This window comes from Nocardia lijiangensis NBRC 108240, assembly GCF_001613045.1.
GTDB classification, from domain to species: Bacteria; Actinomycetota; Actinomycetes; order Mycobacteriales; family Mycobacteriaceae; genus Nocardia; species Nocardia lijiangensis.
Window position 1 is genome coordinate 11,378 of sequence record NZ_BDBP01000040.1, and the last position, 16,895, is coordinate 28,272.

Annotated in this window: 12 protein-coding genes; 6 read left to right on the forward strand and 6 right to left on the reverse strand. The window is 70.3% G+C overall.

Annotation, left to right across the window (positions count from 1 at the left end; genetic code table 11):
- Positions 1–15: 15 nt before the first annotated feature.
- Both NL1_RS16025 and NL1_RS16030 read right to left on the reverse strand, forming a co-directional pair.
- Positions 16–1,539 carry an HAD-IB family hydrolase gene (locus NL1_RS16025; RefSeq protein ID WP_084510639.1) on the reverse strand — a complete coding sequence of 508 codons (1,524 nt, stop codon included), beginning with the start codon at positions 1,537–1,539 and terminating at the stop codon, positions 16–18.
- Entirely contained in the window at positions 1,536–3,983 is a 2,448-nt protein-coding gene (locus NL1_RS16030; RefSeq protein WP_067840191.1) for a glycerol-3-phosphate 1-O-acyltransferase, read from the reverse strand. The genes NL1_RS16025 and NL1_RS16030 overlap by 4 nt, the downstream gene beginning before the upstream one ends.
- Positions 3,984–4,391: 408 nt before the next feature.
- Here NL1_RS16030 and nbtS point away from each other — a divergent pair, with 408 nt between their 5' ends.
- Complete coding sequence (gene nbtS, locus NL1_RS16035) at positions 4,392–5,705, forward strand: nocobactin biosynthesis salicylate synthase NbtS (protein ID WP_067840193.1); 1,314 nt, start codon at positions 4,392–4,394, stop codon at positions 5,703–5,705.
- Positions 5,706–5,837: 132 nt separating this feature from the next.
- Here the strand turns inward: nbtS and NL1_RS16040 are convergent, their stop codons facing one another.
- Positions 5,838–7,445 (reverse strand): (2,3-dihydroxybenzoyl)adenylate synthase, encoded by a 1,608-nt coding sequence (locus tag NL1_RS16040; protein ID WP_067840286.1) that lies wholly within the window; start codon positions 7,443–7,445, stop codon positions 5,838–5,840.
- A gap of 154 nt (positions 7,446–7,599) precedes the next feature.
- On the opposite strand from NL1_RS16040, the gene NL1_RS16045 reads away from it, so the two are divergent.
- The 4 genes from NL1_RS16045 to NL1_RS16060 all read left to right on the forward strand — a co-directional run bounded on the left by NL1_RS16045 (position 7,600) and on the right by NL1_RS16060 (position 14,132).
- Positions 7,600–11,124 carry a non-ribosomal peptide synthetase gene (locus NL1_RS16045; protein ID WP_067840194.1) on the forward strand — a complete coding sequence of 1,175 codons (3,525 nt, stop codon included), beginning with the start codon at positions 7,600–7,602 and terminating at the stop codon, positions 11,122–11,124.
- 66 nt (positions 11,125–11,190) lie between these two features.
- On the forward strand, positions 11,191–12,069 hold the full coding sequence (locus NL1_RS16050; protein WP_067840196.1) for an oxidoreductase: 879 nt from the start codon (positions 11,191–11,193) through the stop codon (positions 12,067–12,069).
- Between the two features lie 222 nt (positions 12,070–12,291).
- On the forward strand, positions 12,292–12,765 hold the full coding sequence (locus NL1_RS16055; protein WP_067840198.1) for a carboxymuconolactone decarboxylase family protein: 474 nt from the start codon (positions 12,292–12,294) through the stop codon (positions 12,763–12,765).
- A 275-nt stretch (positions 12,766–13,040) separates the two neighbouring features.
- Complete coding sequence (locus NL1_RS16060; protein WP_067840199.1) at positions 13,041–14,132, forward strand: 3-deoxy-7-phosphoheptulonate synthase; 1,092 nt, start codon at positions 13,041–13,043, stop codon at positions 14,130–14,132.
- Between the two features lie 66 nt (positions 14,133–14,198).
- Here the strand turns inward: NL1_RS16060 and NL1_RS16065 are convergent, their stop codons facing one another.
- Entirely contained in the window at positions 14,199–14,891 is a 693-nt protein-coding gene (locus tag NL1_RS16065) for a class I SAM-dependent methyltransferase (protein ID WP_067840201.1), read from the reverse strand.
- A gap of 77 nt (positions 14,892–14,968) precedes the next feature.
- The gene (locus NL1_RS16070) at positions 14,969–15,568 is read right to left on the reverse strand and encodes a GNAT family N-acetyltransferase (protein WP_067840288.1); all 600 of its coding nucleotides are present in this window, start codon (positions 15,566–15,568) and stop codon (positions 14,969–14,971) included.
- A 106-nt stretch (positions 15,569–15,674) separates the two neighbouring features.
- Between NL1_RS16070 and NL1_RS16075 the strand changes: the two genes are divergently transcribed.
- Positions 15,675–16,595 (forward strand): sigma-70 family RNA polymerase sigma factor, encoded by a 921-nt coding sequence (locus tag NL1_RS16075; protein WP_067840203.1) that lies wholly within the window; start codon positions 15,675–15,677, stop codon positions 16,593–16,595.
- A 42-nt stretch (positions 16,596–16,637) separates the two neighbouring features.
- On the opposite strand, the gene NL1_RS16080 is transcribed toward NL1_RS16075, so the two are convergent.
- The gene (locus NL1_RS16080) at positions 16,638–16,856 is read right to left on the reverse strand and encodes a hypothetical protein (RefSeq protein ID WP_067840205.1); all 219 of its coding nucleotides are present in this window, start codon (positions 16,854–16,856) and stop codon (positions 16,638–16,640) included.
- Between the last annotated feature and the right edge of the window lie 39 nt (positions 16,857–16,895).

Consider the following 16,895-nt stretch of genomic DNA (forward strand, 5'->3'; position numbering starts at 1 on the left):
CAAGATTTGTTGAGGTCAATCGCTGTGGCGCGCTGTGTGTTCCATCTCACCCGACGCGGTGACCGGCCAGTTCAGCAGCGTTTCGAGGAAGAGCCCGCGCACCGCCTCGACCTGCTCGTTCATCGCCGCGGGATCCCAGTCGCGCACATCGATCGGGGGGAGAATCGCGACGTCCACCGTCCCGCGGCGCGCGATCATCGAATTGCGCCAGGAGATTTCGCCCGCGTTGCGGATCACCACCGGGATCACCGGCACGCCCGCCTGGTGGGCGATGTGGAAGGCGCCCTTCTTGAACGGGCCGACTTCCGGTGTGTACGAACGGGTTCCCTCGGGTGAGACCGCGATCGACAGCCCGCCGCGCAGCGTCGCGACCACCGGCGCCAAGGCCGCCTTGGCGCGGTGGGTGTCCGAGCGGTCGATGAAGGTCACGCCGACGAAGCGCATCAGCGGCCCGAAGATCGGGTTGCGGGTCAGCTCCTTCTTGCCGATGCCGGTGACCGCGCCACCGAGCACCTTCGGCACGATGATCACGTCGAACTGGCTCTGGTGGTTGAACAGGAACACGGCCGGGCGCGGCGCGCGCGCGTGCTCGGCGCCGGTCACCCGGATGCGCACGCCCAGCGCCCGCAGCGTCGCGCCGGTGCCGTAGGCCATGAGCGCGTCGGCCATCTTCCTGCGCTGCCCGGTGTACGACTTGGCGAGCACGCCGAACACCGCGCCGCCGAGCAGCGCGGCGAAACCGGCGATCGTGCGCAGGTAGTCCAGCGGCCGCGGCGCTTGGCGCGGCCGGAAGGCCAGAGACGGCCAGGCGTTGCCGGTCGCCGTCGCGGCGAGCTTGCGTTCCGGGTTCACCGCGACGGGATGACCCACCAGCGCGAGCAGCGGCAGGTCGGCGACCCCGTCGGTGTAGGCGTAACTGCGGCTCAGGTCGATGCCGTTGGCCGCGGCGAACGAGCGCACCGCGTCGGCTTTGCCGTTGCGCCACAGGGTTTTCCCCTCGGCGTAGCCGGTCAGCACGCCGTCGCTGGTGGCCATCTCTGTGCACAGCACGTGTGCGATGCCGAGCGCCGTGGCGGTGGGCGCCACTTGGAACCGCGTCAGCGAGCTGGTCAGCACCACGGTATGCCCAGCCGCCTCGTGCGTCCGGATCAGTTGCCACGCTTCGGGATACAGGTGGCCGTAGATGGCGCGGCGGAACAGGCGCACGCCGAGCTCGTCGAGTTCGTCCTCGGTCCGTCCGGCCATGGCATGCGAGGCCTGCTGCAGGAAGCGGCTGTACTCGCCGTCGGTGAGGCCGTTGCGGATGCTGCCGAGCAGCGTCGCGGAAAGGCCTCCAGCGCCGCGGCCGCGCAGCGCCCTGCGATACAGCGGCGGCCGAGCGAAACCGTCGACGACGGCGCCGCCGAAGTCGAAGACGGCGGCGATTTCCGGCCCCTGCGGCCCGGACCGGATGGCGGACAGCATCGTGTCCAGATCGGTGGGTGAATTCGCGGGGCCGCCTTCGGAATCGGCGGCCGGGCGTGCGGCGGCCCGGCTCATCGCGTCCCCAGCCCCGGGATGTTGGAGGGGTCGAGGGCGGCGGCCTGCGCGATCCGCGCGCCGATGCCGCGCAGGTAGTCGGCGAATTCGATACGGCGCGAGGTCAACTCGGCGCGGTCCTTGGCCGAGGTGGCCGCCGGCCCGAGCAGTCCGCGGTTGTCGGCCAGTTTCAACGCGCTGCCGAACAGCTCGGTGGACACCGATTCCGGGCTGTGCAGGCGCTGCTGGAGCAGCATCTGCCTGCCCACCGACACGCATTCGTCGAGGAACTCCTTGTGGTCGATGGCGACGCCGGGGTCACGGGCGGCCAGCCGCTCGGCGACCACCAGTTGCGCATCGAAGAACGAGCGCAGCACCCGGTGGGCCATCGTGAATCCGGACGCGGTGAGCTTTCCGAGAATGTCGGTGCCGAGGGTGTCCTTGCGGCTGCGCGCGTTCCAGTCCGGATCGACGAGCAGCACTTCGGCGGTGATCTGGGCGGTGAACTCCGTGCGGTCCGGGAAGAAGAACTCGAACTTCAGCAGATCGCGCAGCCGGAACGCCTCGTCCCAGCCGGTGCTGAGCTGGTCGGGCGTACCCGAGTCCACCGCGGCCAGGATCGACAGCTCCAGAATCGCCCTGTTCACGAACCAGTGCACGGCGCTGTTGCGGTAGAAGGCCGCCTCCAGGTGGGCGCCGCTCTCGATCGAATACACCGGCTCCAGACCGCCGCGATAGACGGTCACCACCTTGGCCAGCGAAAGCTGTTCCAGCACAACGGCCAAACTCTGCTCGTCGCGCAACGCGTCGAGTTCGCCGCTGGGCAGTCCGCGCTTCTCGATATAGCCAAGCACCGGCGCGAGCAACGCGCGCACCTCGCCGAGGGTGAGCGCGCGCTCGTCGACGCCGAGCAGGGCCAGCGTGGCCAGCGCGTTGACGGTGATCGGGGTGACCGCGTTGATCCCGACGGCGATCTCGAAGGCGAGGCGCTGCACCGCCTTTCGCTCCCGCTGCGCGGTCTCCGGATCGGTGTCGGCGATCGGCTCGGCGACGGAATCGGTGTGGTGCAGGGGAATCGAGACGCGCGGCGGGGTGAGCGGGTCGCCGTTCGCGGCCAGCCGTTCGCGCGCCGAGAGCGGCGCGCCGAAGCGCACGTAGACCCGGCCCGCCGAATGCTGCTGACTGCGGATGTAGCGCGCCATCCAGGCCAGCCCCTCCGGCTTCTTGGTGCCGCCCGACTGTTCGGTGGCGATGGCGCCGAGCTCGTTGAGCCGCTCGTAGGTGATCGAGACGGGCACCAGCAGCACGTCGTCGACGCGGTCGGCGCGCACCGCGGCGGCGAGGTAGTTGAGCAGGCCGAAGCGCGGCGGGCGCAACTTGCCGGTGCGGGTGCGGCCGCCCTCGAAGTACCACTCCAGGTTGAAGCGCTTGGCCACCAGGTAGGCGAAGTACTCCTCGACCACCGCCTTGTAGACCTCGTCGTCGCCGAAGCTGCGCCGGATGAATACGGTGCCGGTGCGCCGCGCGATCGGGCCGAGCGGCCAGAACCGCAGATTGGCGCCGCCGATCACGTGGTTGGGTGGAAAGTCGTTGCGGGCCAGCACATCGCCGAGCACGAACGCGTCCACGTAGGAGCGGTGCGAGGGTAGGAAGATCAGCGGATGGCGGCGGTTGAGCGCGCGCAGCGCGGCCAGCCCCGACTCGTCGGTGTCGACCTTCCACGTCGAGGCGTGCACCGGGCGCATGGCCTGGGTGAACAGGTCGGAGACCAGCCTGCTCTGCGCGGCGACGAGTTCGTTGAGCGCCTTCTCCGCGCGGCGGTACACCTCCTGGGGCTCGGCGCCGATCCGGTCGGCGATCAGCTCGAGCCTGCGCAGGAAGTCGGGGGAGTCCAGGATCTCCTCGGCCACCAGCCGCGGCACTTTGTAGCGGTCTCCGATGACGGAGCGTTCCGCGCGCTCCAGCGCGACGACGGCGGCGCGCAGGATAGCGCGGGCGAACGGCTCGGACGTTCCCGCCGCGTGCAGGGCCGCGGCCTCGGGGTTGTTGGCGCGCAACTCGCTCAGCAGGGCGGGCTGTCCGGTCAGGATGACGTGCCGGTCCGGCGATTTGCGCACCAGCCTGCGCTGGGCGAGGCGGTGCGGTTTGCGTGGGTTGGTGAGCAGCGCCAGATCGGCGAAGGTCATCCGGCGCACGCCGTCGCGCTCGGGCGGCAGCCACAGCACCCGGATCGGCACCACCAGCGGATCGTCGCGGCGTCCGACCAGCCTGCCCGCGATCGCGCCCGCGTCCAGGTCGAGCTGGGTGATCGGCGCGTCGGTGCCGATCTCCTTGGCGATGCCGCCGTCGCTGAGCCAGGCGCCGACCAATTCGCGCTCGACCCCGGAGGTGGCGTCCACCAGTGCCACCACCGACCGGGGCGCGGTAGCCGACTTCGTCGGCGAGCCGCCGCGGTGTTCGATCATCGATGTTCTTCCCTCCGCAGGTGACGCTTCTTTCATTCAAGCCGTTCGCGTCGCTGTGCGCAGGCACTCCGCGCGGCGAGTTCTATTCCGCTACGTAGATGGCGAAACTTCGGCGCGCGGGGGCGGGTTGCGCATGCGGTCTCCGAGCCTGCTCGTTCGGTAGGGCAGCAGCGGCGGGGGATCGGCTGTGCGCGCCACACTCTCGGCGACCCGAGGCCGATATCGCCGGGGCCGCCGACTGCCGGACGCCCGAGGTGCGCACCGAGCGGCTGTCGAGGTGGGACAACCGGTGTCGCCCTGGGAGTTTGCCGAAGGAAACATTCTGTGGCCGCGGGCACACTTTCGAGATGGCCAGGTAATGCTAACCTTACCTCTCGAAGTTAGGTCAGGGTTACCTTTGGAGGATCGTTGTCGACCACGGACGAGCGCTTGCGCGTGGAGTATGTGACCGATCCGGCGGCAGCGATGTCCCGGCTGGCAGCGGCGGATCGATTCGGCGAGTACGTGATGTACGAGCGTCCGGGGGAGTGGGTGTTCGCGGCCGATCCGATCGGCAGCATCGAACTCGACGTGCACGAACTGCGCGTCACCTGGGAGGGGAAGACCACCACCAGCAACTGGGCTGGCACGCCCGCGCGGGCGCTGGACGAGGCGCTCGGACTGCTGCCGCTGGACGGTCGCCGAGCCTACGGCTGGATCGGATTCGAGTTCTGCGCGTGGGCGCTGGACGCGACGGCGCACCTGGACGAGCGGACGTCCCTGGCGCACCTCATGATTCCGCGCATCGAGGTCCGCGTGGACGAGTCCGGCGTACGGATCTCGGGCGCGACGCCCACCGAGACCGGTGACATCCACGATCTCATCGCCGACGCGCAGGGCGCCGAACTGCCGCAGCCGCACCCCACCGACATCCGGGTGGACCCGACCGGCTACCGCGACCGGGTCGCCACCGCGGTCGACGAAATCCGTTCCGGCCGTTATCAGAAGGTCATTCTGTCCAGGAAGGTCGACCTGCCGTTCGCGGTCGACGTGCCCGGCACCTACCGGCTCGGCCGCGCCAACAACACCCCCGCGCGCTCGTTCCTGCTGCGGCTCGGCGGCCTCGAGGCCGCGGGCTTCAGCCCGGAGCTGGTCGCCTCCGTCGACGAGGACCGCGTGGTCACCACCGAGCCGCTCGCGGGCACCCGCGCCTTCGGTCTCGGCGAGGACGTCGACATGGCGGCCCGCGCCGACCTGGTCAGCGACCCGAAAGAGATCGTGGAGCACGCGATTTCGGTGCAGACCTCGTTCGCCGAGATCAGCGCGGTGGCCGACCCGGGAACCCCGGCGGTCTCCGACTTCATGGCGGTGCGCGAGCGCGGCAGCGTGCAGCACCTGGCCTCCACCGTGCGCGGCAGGCTGGCCGCCGACCGCTCCAGCTGGGACGCGCTCGAGGTGCTCTTCCCCTCCGTCACGGCGTCCGGCATTCCCAAGCGCGAAGGCGTCGATTCGGTCTTCCGTCTCGACGGGGCGCCGCGCGGCCTGTATTCCGGTGCGGTGGTGACCGTCTCGCCGACCGGCGCGATGGAGGCCACCCTGGTGCTGCGCGCGGTCTACCAGACCACCGAGGGCGCCTGGCTGCGCGCGGGCGCGGGCATCGTCGGACAGTCCCGTCCGGAGCGGGAATTCGAGGAGACCTGCGAAAAGCTCGGCAGCGTCGCGCCGTACGTGGTCAAGGCTTAGATCGGTCCCGAACGACACACGGGCCGCGCACCGTTCGGTGGGCGGCCCGTCGTCGTATTGCCGAAACCGCTGCGGCGCTGGGTGGAATTCGCGCCTGCGGCGCGGTGGAAGTACGCGCCGCGCGGCTCGTTTCTACTGGGCGCGCAGCGCCTTCTTGTCGATCTTGCCGACCGCGGTGATCGGCAGCGCGTCGGCCTGGCGCAGCATGTCGGGCAGCTTGTAGGTGGCCAGGCCGCGGTCGGTGAGGAAGGACTTGATCTCGGCCAGCGTGGGCATCGTGCCGTCCACGACCAGCACCGCGCAGACCTTTTCGCCGAGCGCCGCGTCCGGCAGCCCGACGGCGGCGGCGTGCCGGACGGCGGGATGGGCGAGCAGGTGCTCCTCGAGTTCGTCGCAGGAGATGTTCTCGCCGCCGCGGTTGATCACGTCCTTGATCCGGCCGGAGACCACCAGGTGCCCGGAGGGCAGGCGGCGGACCAGGTCGCCGCTGCGGTAGTAGCCGTCCGGGGTGAAGGCGCGGGCGTTGTGTTCGGGCGCGCGGTAGTAGCCGCGAATCGTGTAGGGGCCCTTGGTGAGCAGCTCGCCTTCTTCGCCCGGTGCGACGTCGTTGCCCTCGCCGTCCACCACCCGCACCTCGTCGGCGGGGGACAGCGGCCTGCCCTGCGTGGTGTGCAGGAGCTCGGCCGGGTCGTCGAGCCGGGTGTAGTTGAGCAGGCCCTCGGCCATGCCGAAGACCTGCTGCAGGGTGGCGCCGAGTGCGGGCGTGACCTCCACGGCGTTCACCTCGGCCAGGCGCGCGCCGCCCACCTGGAGCAGGCGCAGCGAGGCGAGGTCGGCGTCCTCCCATTCGGTTGCCGCGCACCACAGCTGGGCCAGCGGCGGCACCACGGCGGTGACCGTGACCCGGTGCTTCTCGATGGCGGCGAAGGCGTTCTCGGGGCTGGGATCGGTGACGAACGCGATCGCGCCGCCGACGCTGACGGTGCCGAGGATGCCGGGGCAGGCCAGCGGGAAGTTGTGCGCGGCAGGCAGTGTCGCGAGGTAGACGTCGTCGGCGGTGAGCTCGCAGACCGCGGCGCTGGCGGTGGCGTTGTAGGCGTAGTCGTCGTGCGTGCGCGCGATCAGCTTGGGCAGGCCGGTGGTGCCGCCCGAGACCAGCATGAGCGCGATGTCGCTCGGGTCGATCTCCGGCAGCGCATCGCCGTCGCGTGGCACGGTGTTCAGGTCGGTGAACGCGCCGGGCTCGCCGAGCACCAGGACGTGGCGCAGGCTGGGCACGGACTCGCGCACCGTGGCGGCCAGTTCCCGGTAGTCGAAATCACCCTGCCGGTCGACGATCACGTAGGCCACCGCCTCGGAAAGCGCCGCGAGGTGCTCGATTTCGGCCCTGCGGTGCGCGGGCAGTGTCAGCACCGGGATGATGCCCGCCCGCAGCAGGCCGAACAGCACCGTCAGGAACTCGGGCACGTTGGGCAGCTGGACGACCACACGATCGCCCGGCGCGATGCCCAGCGCGAGCAGGCCGTGCGCCATCCGGTCGGCGTCGGCGTCCACCCGCGCGTAGCTGTGGGCGCCGTCGCCGGTGATCAGCGCGGTGCGCTCGGGCGCGGAACGCGCGGTCTCGCGCAGCAGGTCGCCGAGCGCGCGGCCGGTCCAGTAGCCGGCGGCCCGGTAGGTCTCGGCCGCGTCGGGGGGGAAGGGGACGTAGCCCTCGCGGTGGGTGCTGGATGTGGTGGTCACGGTCTGCCTCACAAGGTCCGGACGGGTGGGTTGTCGGATCGAGTAATTAGGGTCTCTTTATATAGGTTAGGCAACCCTATCTCAGTGCGATACGCTAGCGCCGAGCAGTCTCGATCCGCCGGATTCGGCGGCGAACAAGGAGTGACAGCGGCACATGGAGCCAGCACAGCGACCGGGGGACGGGGCGAGAACCACCGCGAACGCGGTGATCGGCCGGGACGAGATCCGCGCCGCGATCGCCGGGCAACTCGGCATCGATATCGACGCGATCGCCGACGAGGACGATCTGATCCAGTTGGGGCTGGATTCCATTCGGACCATGAAGCTGGCGGGCGGCTGGCGCAAGCGCGGCGCCGACGTCAACTTCGCGCAGCTGGCCGCCACGCCGACCGTCGCGGAATGGTCCAGGCTGCTCGGCGCCGATGCCGCGCCCGCCGACCCCGCGCCCGCTGACGCCGCACCCGCCGACACCGCGACCGGCGCTGCCGACGAGTCCGAGCCCTTCCCGCTGGCGACCATGCAGCACGCGTACTGGATCGGCCGCTCCGACGAGCAGGACCTCGGCGGCGTCGCCGCGCACCTGTACGTCGAATTCGAGGGATCCGCAGTCGATCCCGAGCGACTGGAGCGCGCCGTCGCCGCGCTGATTGCCGCGCATCCGATGCTGCGCACGCGGGTGCTGCCGGACGGGACGCAGCAGACCATGCCCGCGCCGGGCCGCCCGGTGTTCTCCGTCGTCGACCTGCGCGCGGAATCCGCCGAGGCCGCCGATGCGGAGCTGGAGCGCCTGCGGGACACCAAGACTCACCAGCGGCTCGCGATCGAGGACGGACAGGTTCTCGACATCACCCTCAGCCTGCTCGCCGACGGCCGCAGCCGCCTGCACCTGGACGTCGACATGCTCGCGGGCGACGCCATGAGCTACCGCGTGCTGGTGTCCGACCTGGCCGAGCTCTACCACGGTGGCACGCTGCCCGCCGAGACCTACAGCTACCGCCGCTACCGCACCGAACGCCCGATCGACACGGCGGCGCGGGAACGCGACAAGCAGTGGTGGCAGGAACGCCTCCCGGAACTCCCCGGTTCGCCCGAGCTGCCGACCATTCCGGTCAGCGAGCGGGCTGACCCGCACCGGACCGTCCGCTACAACCACTGGCTGGAGCCGGAGGCCAAGCAGCGGCTGCTGGACGCCGCGCACGCGCGGGGCATCACCCCGGCGATGGCGCTGGCCGCGGTGTTCGCCGAGACCATCGGCGGCTGGTCCGCGCAGAGCCGCTTCCTGCTGAATGTGCCGCTGTTCCACCGGGAGCCGGTGCATCCCGGCATCGACCGCGTGATCGGCGATTTCACCTCCTCGATCATGCTCGAGGTGGACGTCAGCGACGACATGACGGTCGCCGACCGGGCCAAGGCGCTGCAGCGGTCGATGCACGAAAGCGGAGCACACACCGCCTATTCCGGCCTGGAGGTGCTGCGCGATCTCGGCCGTCACCGTGGCGAGCCGGTGCTCGCGCCGATCGTCTACACCAGCGCGCTCAACCTCGGCGAGCTGTTCGCCGATTCGGTGACCGAGACCTTCGGCGAGCCGATCTGGATCATCTCGCAGGGCCCACAGGTGCTGCTGGACGCGCAGGTCACCGAGGTGCGCGGCGGTCTGCTGCTGAACTGGGACGTGCGCGAATCCGCCTTCCCGGAGGGCGTGATCGACGCGATGTTCACCAGCTACACCGACGCCATCGCGCGGCTCGGCGCGGGCGAAGCGGGCTGGAGCGCCGAAGCGGCGGTCCGTCTTCCGCTCCCGCAGGCCACGGTGCGCGCGCAGGTGAACGCCACCGACGGCCCGGTGTCCGGTCGCGCCATGCACGAGGGCTTCTTCCAGCACGCCGCGGCGACGCCCGATGCCCCCGCGGTGCTGTGGCGGACCGACGACGTGGACGGCGGGTGGAGCTACGGCGAACTGGCCGCGCAGGCGCTGGCCGTCGCCGGTGCGTTGCGGGATCAGGGTGTGCAGCAGGGCGATACGGTCGCCGTTCAGCTGCCCAAGGGCCCGGACCAGATCCTCGCGGTGCTCGGCGTGCTCGCCGCGGGCGCGACGTACGTGCCGATCGGCTTCGACCAGCCGGTGGGCAGGCGGGCCGAGATCCTGCGCACCGGCGAGGTGGTGGCCGCGCTGACCGTCGACGGGGCGGACATGGGTCGTCCCGAGATCGCCTGCGTACCCGTCTCGGAGGCCAGGAACCACCCGAATCCGCTTGCCGCGCCCGTGATTCCGGATACCTCCGCGATCGCCTACGTGCTGTTCACCTCGGGATCGACCGGCCTGCCCAAGGGCGTCGACCTGCCGCACAGCGGCCCGATGAACACCATCGACGCCGTCAACGAGTGGTTCGAGGTCGGACCGGGCGACCGGGTGCTCGGCCTCTCGGCGCTCGAGTTCGACGCCTCGGTCTACGACATCTTCGGCATGTTCTCGGTGGGCGGCTCCGTCGTCGCGCTGAACCCGCGCCAGCGCGAGGAGGCGACCACTTGGGTGGAACTGCTGCGGCACTTCGGCGTGACGATCCTCAACTGCGTGCCGAGCATGCTCGACATGATCCTGGAGATCGGCGGCGAGGAGCTGGGCGATTCGCTGCGCGCGGTGACCCTCGGCGGCGACTGGGTCGGCGCCGATCTCGCCCGCAGGCTCGCCGCGCAGGTGCCGGGCTGCCGCTTCTCCGGCTTGGGCGGTGCGACGGAGACCTCCATCCACAACACCATCTGCGAGGTGAGCGACCCGCCCGCGCACTGGGCCACGGTGCCGTTCGGTGTCCCGCTGCGCAATGTGCGCTGCCGCGTGGTGAATTCGGCGGGCCGCGACTGCCCGGACTGGGTGCCCGGCGAATTCTGGGTCGGCGGCGCGAACGTCGCCGCGGGCTACCGCAACGACCCGGAGCGCACCGCAGAGCGGTTCGTGACGCACGACGACATCCGCTGGTACCGCACCGGCGACATGGCTCGCTACTGGCCCGACGGCACCATCGAATTCCTCGGCCGCGCCGACCATCAGGTGCAGATCCGCGGTTACCGGGTGGAGCTCGGCGAGGTGGAGAGCGCGCTGCGCACCGCGCCCGGCGTCCGGCACGCGGTCGCGGCCGTGGTCGGAACGGGCGCGCCGAAGCTGGTCGCCGCGGTGTCCGGGTTCCCTGGCAGCACCGTGGATCTGGTCGGCGCGATCTCGGATCTGTTGCCCAGCTACATGATTCCGACCCGCATCGAACTGCTCGACGACATGCCGCTCACCGACAACGGCAAGCTCGACCGCCGCGCGGTGGTCGCGCTGCTGGAGCCCTCGGCGCAGGAGACCCCGGATCTCGCCCCGCGCACGCCGCTGGAGGCGGCGCTCGCGGCGATCGTCGCCGAGGTGCTCGGCGTGCCGCGGCTCGGCGTGCACGACGACTTCTTCGGGCTCGGCGGCGACTCGGTGCTCGCGACCACGGCGATCGCCCGTGTTCGCGAATGGCTCGACGTGGATCACGCGCTGGTCGCCGACATCCTGGTCGGCAGGACGGTGGCGGGTCTGGCCGAACGCCTGCTCGCGAAGGAGACCGAGGCGGGCACGCCGGACCGGCTCGACGAGGTTGCCCGGCTGTACCTGGAGGTCGCGGCCATGACCGACGAGGAGATCCTCGCGCAGGCCTGAGCCGCTCCCGTCGCCCCGGTTCCGATCGGGGCGACGGGACGTTGCGGCAGGACTAGACTCGGCCGCATGAGTCGTTGGGACACCTCGAACATCCCAGACCAGAGCGGCCGGACGTTCATCGTCACCGGCGCCAACAGCGGACTCGGCGCGGTGGCCGCGCGTGCGCTGGCAGGGGCGGGGGCCGACGTGGTGCTGGCCTGCCGCAATGTGACCAAGGGCGAGCGGGTGGCCGCGGAGATCGGCGAGCGCGCCACGGTGCGCAAGCTCGATCTGTCCGACCTCTCCTCGGTGCGCGAGTTCGCCGATTCGGTGGACCGCGCCGACGTGCTGATCAACAACGCGGGCGTGATGGCGGTGCCGGAAGGCCGCACCACCGACGGCTTCGAAATGCAGGTCGGCACCAATCATCTCGGCCACTTCGCGCTGACCGGTCTACTGCTGGACAAGATTTCGGACCGCGTGGTCACCGTGTCCAGCGGTGCGCACAACATCGGCAGGATCGATCTGGACGACCTGAACTGGGAGCGAAGGAAATACCAGCGCTGGGCCGCCTACGGACAGGCCAAGCTGGCCAACCTGATGTTCGCCTACGAACTGCAGCGCAAGCTCACCGCGGCCGGTTCCGCCAAGATCTCGGTGGCCGCGCACCCCGGCTACGCCGCGACCGAATTGCAGTCGCACACCGAATCGTTGCTCGACCCGATCATGTCGATCGGCAACCGCCTGCTCGCGCAGAGCGCCGAAATGGGCGCGCTGCCGGAGCTTTACGCCGCCACCGTCACCCCGATCGAGCCGGGCGCCTTCTACGGACCCACCGGGCTGGCAGGCATGCGCGGCTACCCGGGCACCTCGGGCTCGAGCAAGCAGTCCCGCGACGAGGCTGTCGCCAGGGGTCTGTGGGAGCTGTCGGAGAAGCTCACCGGCGTCACCTACTCGTTCTCCTGACGGCATACCTCGGGCGTCCGATCCGCCCGGCACCCGGCCGCGCTGATCCACCGCTCCGGCCTTGGCCGAGCCCGCGGGGCAGGCACGGCCCGGGCCTGCACGGAGTTATGACCTGGCTCACAACAGGTGATGTCACACCTCGCGGAGCTGGGGCGTCGTATTGGTGTACGACGCTCCGGCACCCCCGCCGGAGCATCGATCCGGCAACCCGAGGAGCACACCATGGAAGCGCGTTTCGACTACTACGGCACCGAGATCGGCGCGAAGTTCACCAAGCGCATCGGTAACGCCGGGTTGGTGGTCGATCAGTCCACCCTCCCGCGCGCGACCCAGGAGCTGGTCAAGCTGCGGGCCAGCCAGATCAACGGCTGCGGCTTCTGCGCCGACATGCACAGCAAGGACGCGCTGCACGCGGGCGAGGATCAGGTGCGGCTGAACCTGGTGGCCGCCTGGCGCGACGCCACCGTGTTCACCGACGCGGAGCGGGCGGCGCTGGCGCTAGCCGAGGAAGGCACCCGGCTGGCCGACGCGCACACCGGCGTCAGCCACGAGACCTGGGCTCAGGTCCAGAAGCACTACGACACGGACCAGATCGCCGCGCTCATCTCGATCATCGCGCTGATCAACACCTACAACCGGATGAACATCATCGCGGGCACGCCCGCGGGCAGCTACCAGCCCGGGCAGTGGGGCTGATCGTTTCCCGGCCGCACGGCGGTAGCCGGCGAGCATCGATGTGACGACCGACGCCATCTCGATCATGGAAGTTGGCCGCTGCGTCACCCGGCTGCCAGCGCCTGGTACAGTCGCCGACGTGCAGTGCGCGTATTTCTGGTTTAGCAAGCCGGCCCTGGGTGGGTCGGTCTGCGGCAACCACGTGCGCTGACTTTCTTCCACCCCGAGCCGGATGATGGACCGGCTCGACGGTATTCACGTCCGTGGGTCGGCCTGAGGAAAAGGAACCCACACAGATGACAACCGCAGCCGACGTCGATGCGCGGCATTCCGATCTCGACGACCAGCGCACCCTGTCCGTGAGCCCGTTGCGCTCGCCGGCCGAGGTGCGCATGGTGCACCCGATCACCGATCCGCTGGCCGACACCGTTCGCGCGGGCCGCAAGGCCACGGTCGACGTGCTCGACGGCGCCGACGACCGCCTCATGGTGATCGTCGGCCCGTGCTCCGTGCACGATCCCGCGGCGGCGCTGGACTACGCGCGGCGCTTGGCCGAGAAGGCCGCCGAGCTGGACGACCGGCTGCACGTGGTGATGCGGGTCTACTTCGAGAAGCCGCGCACCAGCCTGGGCTGGAAGGGCCTGATCAACGACCCGCACCTGGACGGCTCCTTCGACGTCAACACCGGCCTCGGCATCGGCCGCAAGGTGCTCGTCGACATCACCGCCCTCGGTCTTCCGGTGGCGTGCGAGTTCCTCGACCCGATCACCCCGCAGTACATCGCGGACCTGGTCTCCTACGGCGCGATCGGCGCGCGTACCGCGGCGAGCCAGGTGCACCGCCAGCTGAGCAGTGCGCTGTCCATGCCGGTCGGCATCAAGAACGGCACCGACGGCGACGTGCAGGTGGCCGTGGACGGCGTGCGCGCCGCGGCGGCCAGCCACGTCTTCCCCGGCACCGATCTCGACGGCCGCTCCGCGCTCATCCGCACCACCGGCAACCCCGACTGCCACGTGATCCTGCGCGGCGGCAGCAACGGCCCGAACTTCGACGCGGCCTCCGTTGCCGAGGCCTGCCTGCGCCTGGAGAAGGCCGCGCTGCCGCAGCGCATCGTCGTGGACGCCAGCCACGGCAACAGCAACAAGGACCACAACAAGCAGGTCGACGTGGTCACCGACATCGCCGATCGGATCGCCGCGGGCGAGCGCAGCGTGGTCGGCGTCATGCTGGAGAGCTTCCTGGTCGCGGGCCGCCAGGACCTCACCCTCGGCCACGCCGCGGACCTGACCTACGGCCAGTCCATCACCGACGCCTGCATCGACTGGTCCACCACCGCGGCCCAGCTGGACCGCCTCGCCGACGCCGTCGCCCAGCGCCGCGCCGGCTGACACACGCCTTTTCGACGCCTCACAGGCCGCGCGAGCCTGTGAGGCGTGGGGACGGTGTGTGGGGAACTAACCCAGCACGGCGTGCACGCAGAGCAGATCGCCGCAGGCGGTGCTGCGAACGGTGAACCCGGCCTCGGTCAAGTGCTCGCCGAGCCGTCCCTGCGGCGGCTTCGGGGAGGTCGCCGCGCCGTCCGGGTCGCCGTACCCGTAGCACAGGTACAGACCGCCGCCGGGCGCGAGCAGCTTCTTGATGAGGGTCAGCTCTGCGGTGGGCCGCTTGGTCCAGAACATGTTGACGTTGACCGCGAGGATCTTGTCGAAGCCGTCGATCCCGAAATCGTCGAGCACCTGTTCCGGCCGCAGCTTGGTCAACTCGGCGTGTACCAGACCGACGCGGCCCGAATCACTGTGCGCCGCTTTGCCTTCGCGCGGCTCGGTGCCGCCTGTCGACGCACTGCGCGTGGCCATGGCAGGGGCGCCGCCGCGCGTCGCGGTCCGATCTGTCGACGCGCTTCGGGTGGGCGTACCCGCGCCGGGCGCTGCGCCGTGGATCGATGGATCGTGCCCGGCTGCGCGCAACCGTTCCGCCGCGCGGGTGATCGCCGTCGCGGAGCGCTCGACCCCGATGACGCGCCCCTCGGGCACCCGCTCGGCCAGTAGCGACAGCGACGGGCTCGCCCCGGGCCCGATCTCCAGCACCCGATCCGCGCGCCTGAGCGTCATCGTGTCGGCGAACCAGTGAAAGCGTGCGTCACCCACGGCCGACCGCCCTTTCACATTCGGCTCGGGAGGTATCGTCGGCGGGCCCGTGCGCCACGAACCAGCGATTCCCGTCGTCACCCATGGGAGAAAGTCTCGCGGTTCGCCGTGAACTCCGCGGGCCAATCGTGCGCAGGTCCCGGCGGATCGCTGTGCAGGCGCGCCGCCAGCCACTCGTCGCGCCGGACGCCGCGCTGCCACCCGCCGAGCCGCGCCAGACCCTCGTAGCGAAAGCCGTTGCGGCGCACCGCGGCCGCCGACGGGTAGTTACCGGCGTACGCGCGCCAGCTGATGCGAGCCAGCCCCATGCCGTCGGTGGCGAAGCCGAACCCGCAGACCAGCCCCACCGCGCGCGACATGTGGCCGCGGCCGCGGTGCTCGGGTGCGAGCCAGAAACCGATCTCACACGCCGTCGGGTCTTTTTGCTCGAGGCCGATCATGCCGATGACGGGTCCGTCCGCCGCGAGGCGCAGCGCCCAGGTCGGGCTGTTCGCGGCCCAGCCCGGCACGACGAAGTCGGCGAAGAACTTCTCGGCGTCCGCCGGGCCGTAGGGCACCGGGATCGTCGTCCACTCGCTGATGGACGGGTCCTGGCAGCAGGCGATGATGGCATCGGTATCGGCCGCGGTGGGCGGGGAAAGCCAGACCGCGCCGTCCGAGAGCGTGCGGATCTCCATCGAGCCATCGTGACACGGACGGGTCGGCACGAGCATCCGGTTATCGGATGACCGGATGGATACGCCGCGGTGATCGCCCGGCCGAGCGGGCCGTAGAATCAGCCCGATGGTTGCCGCTCTTCTCGCCGACTTGTTCGAATCGCATCGGGCACATTTGCTTTCTGTCGCCTACCGGCTGACGGGCAGCGTCGGCGACGCCGAGGACGCGGTGCAGGAGAGCTGGCTGCGGTTGGCGGGGACGCATCAGTCCGAGATCGACGATCTGCGCGCCTGGCTGACGACCGTGGTGAGCCGAATCTGCTTGGACCACTTGCGCAGTGCCGCGACGCGGCGGGAAACCTATGTGGGGCAATGGCTGCCGGAGCCGGTCGTCACCGGCGTCACCCCGTCGAGCACGCCGGATCCGCTGGAATCGGTGGTGCGCCGCCACGAATACCGGATGGCCGCGATGGTCGTGCTGGACACCATGACCCCGCCGCAGCGGGTGGCCTTCGTCCTGCACGACGGACTGGCCGTGCCGTTCGACGAGATCGCCGAAATTCTCGGTGTTTCCGCGGATGCCGCGCGCCAGCTGGCGGTCCGGGCGCGCAAGGCCGTCGCGGGCGTACCTGCTCCGGTGTCCGACGGCGAACACGAGGCGGCCGTCCGCCGGTTGCTCGCGGCGCTGGCCACGGGCGATGCAGGCACGGTCGCCAAGGCGCTGCACCCGGATGCGGTGCTCATCGGCGACGCCAACGGCACCACCTCCACGGCGGTGAACATCGTCGGCGGGGCCGAGAAGATCGCCCGCTTCATGCTGGGTCTGATCGACAAGTACGGCATCGGCGACTCCGACGACGCCGCGACGCGCTACGAATTCGCCACGGTGAACGGGCAATTGGGCCTCGTCATGAATCTGGATTCGGAGACCGAGGAGCAGGATTGGCATCCGGCGCGGGTCGTCGGGTTCGCGGTGCGCGACGGATTGGTCTGGGGCACTTACGATCACGCCAACCCGGCCAAGCTGACGGGCGTGCGGCTGTCCTGAGCCGCCGGGCCGGACCCTCATCGCCCGACCCGGCGGGGTAGGTCAGGGAGTCGTCGAACCGGTGAACCAGTCACCCGTCGACGATCCGGTGCCGCCGTTGCCGGTGGTGGACCCGGTGAACCAGTCGCCGGTCGACGATCCGTTGAACCAATCGCCGGTGCCTGCGATCAGATTGTGTGCGACTTCACGAATCAGACCGAGTACGGATCCGGCGACCTCCGACGCGGCCGGCTGCAGTACGAGGTCGAGATACGAGGCCATGAGCGCCCCTTTCGAGACACCGCCGCGGGAGCGGCAGCT